This is a genomic window from Kitasatospora sp. NPDC056327 (genome assembly GCF_042261735.1).
GTDB lineage: Bacteria > Actinomycetota > Actinomycetes > Streptomycetales > Streptomycetaceae > Kitasatospora.
This window is the reverse complement of sequence record NZ_JBHJRC010000025.1, coordinates 37495-49990: the sequence shown is the minus strand read 5'-3', so window position 1 is coordinate 49990 and position 12496 is coordinate 37495. Positions and strand designations below refer to the sequence as shown.

Below are 12496 nucleotides of genomic sequence, written 5' to 3'. Positions count from 1 at the left end.
GCCGGACGCTGTCCGCGTCCGGCACGGCGGCCGCCGGTTCCGGTGGCCAGCGGGTCTCCCCCGGGTGGCGGGCTACGGAAGGGTGGGGAGGTACTGCGGGGCGTGGCGTGCCTGGGTGGCCTGCTCGTAGGCGTAGGCGTAGCCGAGGAGGCGGGCGTCGCTGAAGCGGGTGCCGAGGAAGGTGACCCCGAGCGGCAGCCCCCGGCCGGTGTAGCCGGCCGGCACGGTGATCTGGGGGTAGCCGGCCACCACCGAGTTGTCGGTCGTGCTGGCGAAGGGGCTGGGGGCGTCGGGCTGGAAGTCCACCGGCGTGGCGGGGAGCGTGGTGGGGGTGACGATCGCGTCGAGCCCGTGGGCCGCGAGGGTGTCGTCGATGGCGCGCCGGGCCAGGTCGACCGCGGCGGCGCGGTGGGCCCGGTACTGCGGGTCGTCGACGTCACCGGCGGTCGGCTCCGCGAGTTCGAAGAGCTCCTGCCCGAACCTCGCCATGTCCTCGATCCCGGCGTGCTCCTTGTTGTACGCGATGAGGCCCGCCAGGTCGGCCGGGTGGGAGCCCGGGGTGGCGGCGAGGTAGGCGTTGATGTCGTGCTTGAACTCGGCCAGCAGGGCCGGGAGCAGGTGCTCGTGGAGCTTCTCGGGCTGCGGTACGTCCGCGCCCTCGACCACGGTGGCGCCCAGTTCCCTCAGCTTCCGGACAGTGGCGTCGAAGACCCGGTCCACGTCGGCGTCGACGCCGGTGTGTCCCTCGCGCCAGACGCCGATCCGCTTGCCGCGCAGGGCCCCCCGGTCCAGCACCGTGCGGTAGTCGGGCGGGAGCGTGCCCGCGGCGGGTGCGGTGTCCGGGTCCGCGGGATCCGGGCCCTGGATCGCCCACAGGGTCAGCGCGGCGTCGGTGACGTTGCGGGCGATGGGGCCGGCGGTGTCCTGGCGGCTGGTGATCGGCACGATGCCGGTGCGGCTCACCAGCCCGAGCGTGGGGCGCACGCCCACCGTCGAGGTGGTGGCCGCCGGGTCCACGATCGAGCCGCCCGTGTCGGTGCCGATCGTCACCGCCGCCAGACCCGCCGCGGCGGCGGCCGCCGACCCGCTGGACGAACCGCTCGCACTGCGGTCGAGGACGTAGGGGTTGTGGGTCTGGCCGCCGACCGCGCTCCAGCCCGCGACGGCCATCGGGGAACGGAAGTTGGCCCACTCCGTCATGTTCGCCTTGCCCAGGACGACGGCCCCCGCCTCGCGCAGCCGCCGGACCAGCTCAGCGTCCTTGGCGGGCTTCGCCGCCGCCAGCGCCGTCGAACCGGCCGTCGTCGGCTGCCGGTCGGCGGTGTCCATGTTCTCCTTGAGCAGGACCGGAATGCCCTCCAGCGGTCCGCGCGCACCGTGGAAGCGCCGTGCGCGGTCGCTCGCACGCGCGATGGCCACCGCGTCGGGGTTGACGGTGACCACCGCCCCCAGGCGCGGGTTCAGCCGGCGGATCCGGTCGAGGTAGAGCGCGGTCAGCTGCTCGGAAGTCAGCCGGTGGCGCTCCAGAGCCTGCTGGAGATCCGGGATCGTCACCCGGTCCGGATCCACCCCCGCGATCCGCTCCGCGGCCGCCGCGGCCGGCCCGGTGTCGGCCTGTGCCGCCGCCGGTGCCAGCAGGGCCATCGACACGGCCGCGACCGCCGCGCAGCGCAGCGGAGTCCTGACGAACGAACGCATGGTTGTCTCCCACCCCTGTCGCCGAGGCACCCCGGCACGGGGCCCGAACGGCCCCGCCGACGGCGCCGCCGCGCCGGGAAGGGCGGGTGCGGCGCGCGGCCTCGATCTCGTGGCCACCACGCTAGGCACCGCCGCCCGCCCACCGGAACGAGGCACTCCCCCCGAACGATCAGCGGCTTGCCCCCGTCACCGGGGTGGGGAATACTCCACCCCTTTCGGCACTCCAACCGGCCAACCGGCCAACCGGCCAGCACGCCGGGCACGTTGCGAACGACCCGGCGGCCGGTGCCGTCACCGGCAGGACCTTCGCGAACGAGCCGCGAGGCCGGCCGGCGGCGGGAGGGGTTCGCCGGTGGCCGTGCTCGGCGCGCCGGGAACACGCGCTGCCCTGCGGCTCGTGGTGTACCCCGCCATGACGGCCGGCCAGGCCTTCTGTTCCGGTCCGGCGGTTCAACGCCGGCGGATCACCTCAGCCGGCTGATCGACCATCCGACACTCTCCGGCACGGGCCGGGCCGTGCCCCCGAGGCGGTCCGGCCCCGCACGGCATCACCTCGGGTGTTCCGGCGGCATGTCCAGGGTTCGTGATACGCCGTCAGGATGAGGATGCGGGGTGCGCAGTCATCCTCGGTGGCGACGGTGGCCGGCAGGACCGCGTGATGTCCTGATCGGGCCGGGAAAGTCCGGCACCTTCGCGCATACCCCTGCCTGAGGAGGCATTCCGTGAACTCCCCTTCCCCGGACCGGTCCCGCTCCCCGCGCCGGGGTGCTGCGGCCGCCGCCGTGGCGGCCGCAGCCCTCGCCCTCGGTTCCGCGGCCCCGGCCGTCGCCGCAGCACCGGGAAACGCTCCCGCCGCGGCCGCGGCGAACAAGGACACCGTCCAGTTGCGGCTCAACGCCCTGGTGTCCGACGACGGTGCGCCCGGCGCGCTGGCGGCGGTGCAAGACCGGAGCGGCCGCACCCGGACCTACACGGCGGGGGTGGGCGATCTGGCGACCGGGGCGAAGGTGCCGGCCGACGGGCAGGTCCGGGCCGGCAGCAACACCAAGAGCTTCGTCGCGGTGGTGGTCCTCCAGCTGGTGGCGGAGGGCAGGGTCGAGCTGGACGCCCCGCTCGACACCTATCTGCCCGGACTCGTCCGGGGCGAGGGCGGCGACGGCCGCAGGATCACCGTCCGTCAGGTGCTGCAGCACACCAGCGGACTGCCGAACTACACGGAGGTCATGCAGCTCTCCGACCTGTACCGCTACCACGAGCCGCGCGAACTGCTGGACGCGGCGCTGGCGCACAGGGCCGACTTCGCCCCGGGGGAAGGGTGGAGGTACAGCAACACGGGTTACGTGGTGGCCGGGCTGATCGTCCAGCGGGTCACCGGGCGGCCCCTGGGCGAGGAGATCACCGGACGGGTGATCGACCGGGCCGGCCTGAAGCACACCTACTTCCCCGCGCAGGGGGACATGACCATCCGCGACCGCCACCCCCACGGGTACGTGAAGGAGGACGGCGCCCCGCCGCTGGACATCACGGAGATGGATCCCTCCTGGGCGTGGGGCGCGGGCGCTCTGGTGTCGACGCCCGCCGACCTGAACCGGTTCTTCTCGGCGGTCATCGGCGGCGAGCTCATGCCCGCGGCGCAGCTGGCCCAGATGCGCACGACCGTCCCGGCGGAGTACGTGGGCCCCGGCGCCCGCTACGGACTGGGGCTCGCCAGCCGCCCGCTCTCCTGCGGGGGCCTGTCCTGGGGCCACGGCGGCACGCTGCCCGGGTACGCCACCCGGGGCGGTGTGACGGAGGACGGCCGGGCCGTGAACATTGCCGTGACGGCGGTGCCCCCGTCGCCGGAGGCGAAGCAGCGGGTGGCCGACGCCGTCGACGAGGCGCTCTGCCGCTGAGAGATCTCCCGCAGGCCGTACCCGGGCGGGAACCGAGCACGGCCTGCTCCCTGCAGCGCCGACCGCCGGGCGGTCCGGCAGTGTGTGGGGGTGGTCAGGGTCGGGGCAGTGTTGTGTCCCTGCAGTGGGGCGGCCGAACAGCGGGTCGTAGCCGGGCGGCAGCTGGAACAGGACCTGGTCCATGAGGTCTTTGCCGGCGGCGTCAGCCACTGTGGACAGGACGGCGCCGATGCCCCGCAGGGCCGTGGCGTCGGTGGCGCCCTCGATCCAGGCCGCGGTCACGCGCAAGAACCGCTCGGCGCTGAGCGGCCCGGCGTCCTGGAGCGGGTTGAGCAGGATCAGGGCCATGGTCTCGGGCAGCCGGGCGGCCAGTTCGGCCCGCGCGTCGCCGACCAGGTGGGCGCCGAGCCGAGCCAGGACCACCCGGGCGGCCCGCTCGGCCTCCTGCAGGCTGTCGTACTCACCGCGCTCCCGGACCTCGTCCTGGAGGGCCTCCCAGCGGAGCGACATCGTAGTTCTCCCTCCGTCCCGGCCTGCCCGGCAAGCCGCCCGCCGCCGGTCAGGGCTCGACGGCCAGGCTCCGGTGCAGACCCGCTCTGGCCAGGGCACGGTGCAGCCAGGGTGCGGTGCCGAGGTCGATCTCGCCGTGGGCTCGCACGATGATGGGCTGATTGCTGCGCCGTTCATGGCCTTTGCGCGTCGCCGCGGACCGCTCCAAATGGGCCGGCCCGGCGGTGGAGGGGTGTTCCGGCCGCCCATTCGATCGACGGGGGATGGATCGAGGGCGGCCGGAACCGCATCGGGGAGCGGGTCAGGCCGGGATCTGCTTGCAACTTCCGCTGTGGCTGATCTCGATCCTGCGGCGCTTGGCCCTCTCGGCGACCGGGATCTTCAGGGTCAGCACGCCGGCGTCGTAGTCGGCGGTGATCCCGGCGGGGTCGAGGGTGTCGGAGAGCATGACCTGGCGGGAGAACACGCCGAGCGGGCGCTCGGACAGTTCCCGCTTGATGCCCTCGCCTTCCTGGCGCGGGCGGCGCTCGGCCTTGACGGTCACCATGTTCCGCTCGACGTCGGTGTCGATCGCCTCCGGGTGCACTCCCGGCAGGTCGAAGCAGATCACGTACTCGTCGCCGACCCGGTAGGCGTCCAGCGGCATCGGTGCCGGACGCGACCAGGTACCGGTCGTGTTGAGGAACTGCTGGGTCAGTCGGTCCAGCTCGCGGAACGGGTCAGTGCGCAGCAGCATCGCGAAACACCTCCAGGTGGTTTGGGCTGTGGGGCCGGTGCGCTTCACCTGACTCCTTTTCTAGCGCGTCATCCATCGGTCACCGTCTGGGCCCGCGACAACGCCGCCAGCTGCGGGTCCTCGCCGCCCGGATCACCACAGCCGCACTCGCACCCGGCGCCCGCCCTGCCCAGGCCGCCCTGACCGCCGCCCTCGGCACCACCGACCCCGCCGACCTCATAGCACCCCTCTCCGCCGTCCGCCCCCACCTCGGCGCCGGCCAGAGCGACCTCGCCACCCGCCTCGACTCCCTCACCCACCACACCACCCGGCTCCGCAATGACGGTGACCGACGCCGCGCCTGACCCTGTCGCCACTGCCGAAGGGCCCTGGCAGGACCTCCTGAACCGGATCCACGACCTCGAAACACGAGTGGCCACCACCACGAACACCGTCAACGCCGCCATGGACCACCACCTCGCCCGGCTCGACGCCCTGCACCAGCACCTCGCCAACCCCAGCCGGCCACCGCCCGACCCCGATCCGGACGATCCGCAGACCACACCCGCGAACAACCGCCCGGCCTGACAGTGGCTGGGAGCATGCAAGCACCCAGGCCACCAGAACCGGCTCCCGTGTCCCACCGTCGCGTCCAGGGGCCCGGTCAGCGCTTTGGGCGTCCCCGGCGACGTACCCGCTCCAGACGGCCCCGATGACCGTCGCGGCCCGCCCCGGTGGTGCAGTCGGCCAGTGCTGCTCCTTCGTGCAGTCACGGGCGCCGAGGCCCAGGGGCGCAGCGGAGCCGACGGTGATGTCTGATGAGCCGTCGATTCGCTCCCCGGGGCGACTGCCCCGGCGGGCGCCGGCGGCGACGGGGTTGCGGTGAATCAGGGGTGGCCCGGAAGGACTGGGCCCACCCCTTCTTCATGCCGCCTGGTCGGTGTGGTCGGCGCCGGGGTCTCGCGCGCAGAGGCGGGCGGCCGGGCAAGCTGGGCGACCGCGGACATCGACCAGGTCCACGACGGCGTCGAACAGTTCCTGGGCACGCTCGACAGATCCGACGTCGTCGAAGGTGGCGTACTCCCCCGCAGTGCCGGCGGTACCCTCCGAAAGGTGGGAGCGGAGGTAGGCGAGTGCGGCGAACTGTCCCGTGCCTCGCGTGGGAAGCGGGGGCGCTGGCCGACTGTAGAAATCGGCGCGCGGCGAAACGTCGGAATACTGCCTTAACCCAGCAGTCAGATATCCCCTAGCATCGTCATCATGATGACGATCAAGAAGCAGGCTGTGAAGATCGTGACGATCACGACACTTTCCATGGTCACTGCAGGAATGAGCCCAGTAGCCGCACACGCCACCTCCAGGGCGCAGAACCCGATCACAGTCGACTACTGCTCCGAAAGCTACAGCCAGAACCACCCCACCATCGCCCGGGGAAGTGCTGGAAACGCCGTCCGCCACGCCCAGTGCAAGCTCGGAAAGTGGGGGCACCCTGTCACCGTGGACGGCGTCTTCGGCGAGAACACCTATGACGCAGTGAGGGCGGTCCAGGGCGACTGCAACCTCACTCGTGACGGCGTCATCGGCCCCAAAACCTGGCGCTGCCTCGACTGAGGCTGCTGGCGCGTCCACAACCGGCTGATGAACAGCACGGATGAGGCGGTACGGGGCAGGGGCTGCGCGGGACTGGTGTATCTGGGAGGACGCCGTCATCGCGCACGAGGCACTCGGCAAGCCCGGCACATGCAGCGACAAGCCCGACGACGCGCTGATGGTCTCCGTCCGGTTCCGTGCCAACTACTTCGTGAACGATGCAGACTCGAATTCGGACAACTCCCGTGCGAAGCGGGTTGGCTGGCCGGGAATCCCGGCGGTGCTGATTCACGGCCGGCTCGACCTGGGGAGTCCGCTGAAAACCGCGTAGGAGCCGGCTGAGGCGTGGCCGGACGCGGAGCTGAAGGTGATCGACGACTCGGGCCATACGGGCAGTCCATCGATGCAGGACGCGATCCTTGAGGCGACTGAGTGGTAGACCGTCCGCGCCCGGATCAAGGACTTCATCATCTGGGCCAGCCAGGAGGCAGAGCGACACCTCCCGGGTGAGGTGATCCCGCCCGACCCGCACGGAGCGATCGGCACAGCCCGCTTCCCCGCCGCGCCCCTCGCCTGGCACATCGCCCGCCTCCCCGGCAGCACCGTCACCGTCGCCGTCCAGTACGGCCACTTGCGCACCGCCCTCACCGCCGGCCACGCCTCCCCCTTCCGGGACCCCCGCGCTCGCAGGGTCGGCTGGCCGCGATGCGAAACGCGCTGGCGGACGACGCGTCTTCCCCGCGAGCACGGGGCGCCGCACGGTGAAGGCCTGTTTCCTGGGTGGGATTGCGTCGCTCAGATCGGCAGGTTCCAACTGGGACCGGCCTCGCTGCCGAGCCAGACGCGCTGTGTGCCCCCGAACACAGTGATTCCGAACTCACCCTGGTGTGGTTCGTCGGCGTCCTGCCAGAGTTGGATACTCTGCTCGACCTTGTCCCACAGACGGACCGGGCCGCGTTGGGTGACGGTCCATCCTCCGTCGGAGTCGGATGCCGTGCGGGCCTGTGATCCGGTGGCGATGTCCCAGAGGATCTGCTGTGCGCCGGCACCGGTGCGGATCGCCGAGGGGGCAGCGAGCTGCGCCACCCAGCCGCCTGTCCAGTCGTCGAGTGCCGCGGGGTCGATCCGGGTCGGCCGTTCCTGGCCGCGCAGCAGGTCCAGTGTCGGCATGGGCGGGCGGTCGTGGGACCGGGCGATCATGAAGCTGGCCGGGTCGGACATGAACCGGCCAGTGGCTTCCCCTGGCCCGGTGACGTCGAGTAGCGCGAGAGCGTTGGCGTAGCTCCAGCCGGACAGGGTCGCCAGGATTCGGCCGCCTGGCGTGACCTGGTGGAGCCAGGCGAGCGGGATGTAGCGGACGGAGCAGGTGGCGATCAGCCGATCGTAGGGCCCGCCGTCCCGGTTTCCCCGAAGTCCGTCACCGGTGATCAGCCGAGGTGCATAGCCGGCTGTTTTGAGGGCTGTGGTGGCGGCAGCGGCGATCGCGGGGTCGTACTCGATGCTGGTGAGGCCGGTGTCCCCGAGGCGGTGGGCGCCCAGGGCTGTCGAGTAGCCGGTTCCTGTGCCGATTTCCAGCACACGCTGTCCCGCTTGAGCGCCGAGTTGCTGCCACATGCGCAGGACGACGGAGGGCAGGGTTGACGAGGAGGTGGGGATGCCGGTGATGGTGCCGTCGGGTACGTCGTCGGGGCTGGTGCGGCCGTCGAGCTGGGTGACGAGGGTGGTGTCGGAGTAGATGCCGTCCAGCCAGTCGGGGTCGCTGTCGCGAACGGTCCTGTAGCTGGTGGGGAAGCTTCCGGCGACGGGAACGAAGTAGGGGCCGACGAACAGCTCGCGCGGGACGGCTCTGACAGCGTCCGCCCAGGCGGGTTCGGTCAGTGTGCCGTCCGCGGTGAGTCTGTGGGCCAGGGCGGCGCGCAGGTCGGCGGGGGTGCTCATACGGCGTGGCCTTTCTGTAGCTGGTCGGCGAGGGCGTGGGCGATCGTGTCGGTTGTCGGGGTGGGTTGCCACGCCCATTGACCGTTGGGATTACATTCGAGGAAGTGCCAGTCGCCTGTGGTGGTGACGGCGAAGTCGAATGCGCCGAAGGTCAGCGTGAATTCGGCGAGGTAGGTGGAGACGGCGGAGGCGACGGAGTGCGGGACGCCGATGGGTGTGCACGTCATGAGGTCCTGCCGAAGGCGCCAGTCCAGGTCGGGGCTGTCGATCCGGACGCCGGTGACCCGGTCGCCGCCTGCCGTCACCCGCACGTCGAACGCCTTGGGCACCATGGCCTGGAACAGGTGCGGGCAGACAGACACGGCATCGGTGATCTCGGAGTCGTGGACCTCGCGCACCCAGACGGCGTGCGCTTTGCCGCCGGGATCGTACGGCGAGTTCCACAGGGGTTTGTAGACCGCACCGAGGCTCTGCGAGCCGACGAACTCCCGGGCCTCGGCAGGGTCGTTGGTGATCAGCGTGTCGGGTACCTGGAACCCGCAGGCCAGGGCGGCGGCGAGTTGGGCAGGCTTGTACTCCGCCGCCCGGTTCGCCCCCGGGTGGTTGACGTAGTGCGCCCCCGGAATCGAGCCAAGAATGCCGCCGGCGCCCCAGAACGCCTGCTGCGCGGCGAACCGCCGGGCCTGTCCCTCCAGACCGGCCGGCCCGTCGTACGGCGTGGGCCGGCGTACCCACACCGACCTGAGAAAGTGTTGGGTAATCGGGTGATCACTCGTTCTTGAGGTCGTCGGCGAGGCGGCGGGCTGCTTCGGTCTCGATGGGGCCGCGGGGTTCGATCGTCTCGCCGGCGAGGCGGGCGGCCATGAGGCGGATCATGGCGACCTTGATCATCGCTTCGGCGTGCGCGGTCTTGCGCTCGTAATCCCGTGCCAACCGTCTGCACCGTCCCAGCCAGGAGAATGTCCGCTCGACCACCCACCTGCGGGGCAGCACCCGGAAGCCTTTCACATCCGCGTTGCGCGGCACGGCGACGATCTCCAGGTTCTCGTGCCCGGCTGCCCAGCCGACCAGGCCGGCATCGACGACGTTGACGTAGCCGCCGTCGACCCAGACCAGTCCGACCTGCGGAAACTCCTCCCGGATCCCGGAAAGGACGAGCTTCGCGCCCGCCCGGTCCTGTACCGAGGCCGAGTGCACGACCGCCCGCAGCACCAGCCCGCAGGTGTCCACCAGCAGGTGCCGCTTGCGGCCCCGCACGCGCTTGCCCGCATCGTAGCCGATCGCCTCGCCGCCCTGGTGGCTGCGGGCCGACTGCGAGTCCAGCACCGCCGCCGAGGGCTGCGGATCCCGCCCGTCCTCCACCCGGACCCGCTCACGCAACGCATCGTGGACCCGGTTCCACGTGCCGTCGGCCGTCCAGGCGCGGAACCACCGGCAGGCCACGTCCCATGGGGCGAGATCGTGCGGCACCAGCCGCCACGCACACCCGCTGACCAGGACGTACAGCACGGTGTCCACGACCAGCCGCCGCGGGAACTTCAGCCGGCGGCCCGCCCGGCGGGGATCCCGCATCGGGAGCAGCGGCTCGATCACCGCCCATTGGGAGTCCGTCAACGACGAGTCGTAGGACGGCTTGCACGCACAGACACACATGGTGGTGATCTTCGCGGACACCAGGCCCGCGAAGATCACCACCAGCGCATCACGGCACAGTTGATCAATTACCCAACACTTTCTGACACGGGCGAGATCGAGTTCCCGGCTCGGTGTCCGCAGCACACCCCGTCGGCCGTCCATGCGGAACCGTGCCGACAACGAAGCGCCCTCGTGCAGGTCGACACCCGGGTCGACCCGGACCACCGGCACACACCGCCCGGCGAGAACGCGCAGCACGATGTCCGCCGTCGCATCGGTGGCTGCCGTCACGACCAGCACCGACCCGCCGTGTGCGGCCATCAGTCGTTGCTCTGGTCCTGGTCGTACGACTCGGTACTGTCGGAATCGGTCGGGCTTCCGGGATTGCCGTCCGCCGTGGTCTGCGTCGGCGTCACACCCGCCGTACTCGTGCCGTGCGACCCCAGCTCAACCCGCCGCCCCTGCTCATCGACCACCACGGCCACCTGCGTCTCCGGATCAATCACAGGCGTCAGCCGCGGAACGGCAACCACCCCGCCGGCCGCATACGGCCTCATCCTGGTAAGCCCCCACGGAACCGGTGTCTGCGACATCTCCGCTGCCCCTCCGATGCTGGTGCTGCACTCATCCACCCGGCGTGGTCACCGAGTTGTACAGGCTCATTGTGGCGGGCCCGGCTACCTCAGCGGCGGGGTTCAGGACAGAGGACCGCAGAAGCACAACCGGAAATCTGTTCCTTGAACAGAGTCGAATCAACTGCTCCTCCCCGCGCCCGCGGGAGTCAGCCGCCGAGGTCGATCCCGTTCCTGGTCGTGATCAAGTCCTTCCCGCAGGCACAGGGGTCAGCTGCCCGGCGCGCGCCGCCGCCGCGGCTCTTCCAGGGGGGCGGATGCGGTCCTTGTCCAACAGGAAGCAGCCCCGCTCCTTTCCCGGTCGTCGGGTGCTCACCGGACGTGCTTCACCCAGAGCGCGCTTGCCCGGCGGGCGCCGCCACACCGTGAGCATCCCCGGACGCCGCCGGACGCCGTGGCGGATCTCCACCGGCCGCCACCTGCGCACATCGCGGAAGTACCCGGGTAGCGAGATCAGTTGCCGGCTTCGGCAGCACGCGCCGGAGCGAGGACGACCGAGGGATCAGGTGAGGGTGGTGAGTGCGGTGCGCGCGTGCGGGGCCTGGAGCGGGCTGAAGGCGGGGTCGGTGGTGAGGGCCTGGTTGAGGTGGGTGCGGGCATCGTCGGTGTGGCCGAGGGCGCGTTCGATCTCACCGAGGTGGTAGAGGAAGAGTGCGTTGTGCCAGCCGTGGGCCTGGGCCTGTCGGGCGAGGTTGAGGGCCTCAAGGTCCGCACCGCTGCGGTGGAGGGCCCAGGAGAGGGCGTCTGCCACGAGGACGTTGTGCCGGCGGGACCATTCGGCACGCAGCAGGCGGACGGCTTCGGCGGGGTCGCCGTGATCGGCCTGGTACTGGCCGAGGGCGAGGTCGTCGACGACACCGTTGGTCGCGGCGAGCTGTTGTTCGGCGGCCAGGAGGCGGTACTGGTCGCGGGCCTGTTCGGGGTGTGCGAGGGACTCCTGGAGTTCGCCGAGTTCGAGGAGGTACTGGGGCAGCGGGACGCGGGCGATGGCGGTGGCGTAGTCGCGCAGGGCGTCGTCGGTGCGGCCCAGGGCGGCTTCGGCGCGGGCCAGGCCGGCGAGGGCGGGGGTGTGGCCGGGGTCGGTCCGCAGGGCCTGCTGGTAGCCGGTGAGGGCGTCGGCGGTGCGGCCGGAGTTTCGGTCGAGTTCGGCGATCTGGTACTGGCAGAAGGCCTTGTCTGCGGGGTCGTAGGCGCCGTCGAGGGCCTGGCGCAGTGCGGCGCGGGCGTCGTCGGTGCGGCCGTGCTGTTCGAGGTCGTAGGCGGCGCGGGTGAAGGAGGCCGTGCCGGGGCGGCGGTCCAGCAGCTGCTGGACGGCTTCGGTTGCTCCGGCGTCGTCGCCGAGTTGGGTGCGGGCGTCGGCGAGGACGGCGTAGACCGGCCAGTGGCCGGGGTCGGTGGCGATGGCCTGTTCGGCCAGGTCGCGTGCCTGGCTGAAGAGGTGTCGGGCGTTGGCGAGGGCCCCGAGGCCGGTGAGGGCGTCGGCGTTCGTGTGTGGTGCGAGGGTGAGGGAGCGGTGCAGTGCCTCGTCGGCCCTGGGGTAGTACGACGGGTCGGCGGTGAGGCGGGCTTGTTCGACGTACTGCGTGCCCAGGCGTGCCCACGATGACGCGTCGTCGGGCATGTGCCGCAGGCGCTCCTGGCCGGCGGTGATCGCGCGCGTCAGTGCGGTCTCGGGTGAGGAGCGGCTGTCCTGGGGGCGGGTGGTGTCCGCGAGGGGGGGGGGGGCAGCCGGTGCGGTGCGGTCCAGGGCCCCGAGCGCGGCCAGGACGCCGCACAGTGCGACGGTGCTGAGGAACAGGGGCAGGCGGTGCACGGGAGCCCTTCGACGGTGCGGCGGGTGTGAGCCGGGTGGGCGGCCGACAGTGGCCGTGCGGCCGCCCACCCGG

11 protein-coding genes and 1 pseudogene are annotated in these 12496 nt (G+C 71.6%); 4 read left to right on the top strand and 8 right to left on the bottom strand.

The window, feature by feature from the left end; all coding sequences use genetic code 11:
• Positions 1–72 precede the first annotated feature (72 nt).
• Positions 73–1698: an amidase gene (locus ACFCX4_RS06475; RefSeq protein WP_376139376.1), complete on the bottom strand. Its 1626-nt coding sequence runs from the start codon at positions 1696–1698 to the stop codon at positions 73–75.
• A gap of 722 nt (positions 1699–2420) precedes the next feature.
• Here ACFCX4_RS06475 and ACFCX4_RS06470 point away from each other — a divergent pair.
• The gene (locus ACFCX4_RS06470) at positions 2421–3590 is read left to right on the top strand and encodes a serine hydrolase domain-containing protein (protein ID WP_376139374.1); all 1170 of its coding nucleotides are present in this window, start codon (positions 2421–2423) and stop codon (positions 3588–3590) included.
• A gap of 126 nt (positions 3591–3716) precedes the next feature.
• Here the strand turns inward: ACFCX4_RS06470 and ACFCX4_RS06465 are convergent.
• Positions 3717–4100, bottom strand: a pseudogene (locus ACFCX4_RS06465) (DUF2267 domain-containing protein); the annotation flags it as partial.
• Positions 4101–4401: 301 nt separating this feature from the next.
• Positions 4402–4836 carry an Hsp20/alpha crystallin family protein gene (locus ACFCX4_RS06460; RefSeq protein ID WP_376139373.1) on the bottom strand — a complete coding sequence of 145 codons (435 nt, stop codon included), beginning with the start codon at positions 4834–4836 and terminating at the stop codon, positions 4402–4404.
• A 411-nt stretch (positions 4837–5247) separates the two neighbouring features.
• Here ACFCX4_RS06460 and ACFCX4_RS06455 point away from each other — a divergent pair, with 411 nt between their 5' ends.
• From ACFCX4_RS06455 to ACFCX4_RS06445, 3 genes are all read left to right on the top strand, one after another.
• Complete coding sequence (locus ACFCX4_RS06455; RefSeq protein ID WP_376139371.1) at positions 5248–5403, top strand: hypothetical protein; 156 nt, start codon at positions 5248–5250, stop codon at positions 5401–5403.
• Between the two features lie 672 nt (positions 5404–6075).
• A complete protein-coding gene (locus tag ACFCX4_RS06450; RefSeq protein ID WP_376139370.1) occupies positions 6076–6426 on the top strand; it encodes a peptidoglycan-binding protein in 351 nt (116 codons plus the stop codon).
• Between the two features lie 40 nt (positions 6427–6466).
• Positions 6467–6736 carry a hypothetical protein gene (locus tag ACFCX4_RS06445; RefSeq protein WP_376139369.1) on the top strand — a complete coding sequence of 90 codons (270 nt, stop codon included), beginning with the start codon at positions 6467–6469 and terminating at the stop codon, positions 6734–6736.
• Positions 6737–7200: 464 nt separating this feature from the next.
• Here the strand turns inward: ACFCX4_RS06445 and tgmC are convergent, their stop codons facing one another.
• The 5 genes from tgmC to ACFCX4_RS06420 all read right to left on the bottom strand — a co-directional run bounded on the left by tgmC (position 7201) and on the right by ACFCX4_RS06420 (position 12423).
• Positions 7201–8343, bottom strand: a complete 1143-nt coding sequence (gene tgmC / locus ACFCX4_RS06440) for an ATP-grasp peptide maturase system methyltransferase (protein WP_376139367.1) — start codon at positions 8341–8343, stop codon at positions 7201–7203.
• Positions 8340–9080, bottom strand: a complete 741-nt coding sequence (locus ACFCX4_RS06435; protein WP_376139366.1) for a hypothetical protein — start codon at positions 9078–9080, stop codon at positions 8340–8342. Before ACFCX4_RS06435 ends, tgmC begins: the two co-directional genes overlap by 4 nt.
• 31 nt (positions 9081–9111) lie before the next feature.
• Complete coding sequence (locus ACFCX4_RS06430) at positions 9112–9996, bottom strand: IS5 family transposase (RefSeq protein ID WP_376139378.1); 885 nt, start codon at positions 9994–9996, stop codon at positions 9112–9114.
• 302 nt (positions 9997–10298) lie between these two features.
• Positions 10299–10571, bottom strand: coding sequence for a putative ATP-grasp-modified RiPP (gene tgmA, locus ACFCX4_RS06425; RefSeq protein WP_376139364.1), 273 nt, complete (start codon positions 10569–10571; stop codon positions 10299–10301).
• A 541-nt stretch (positions 10572–11112) separates the two neighbouring features.
• Positions 11113–12423, bottom strand: coding sequence for a tetratricopeptide repeat protein (locus ACFCX4_RS06420; protein WP_376139363.1), 1311 nt, complete (start codon positions 12421–12423; stop codon positions 11113–11115).
• Positions 12424–12496 lie beyond the last annotated feature (73 nt).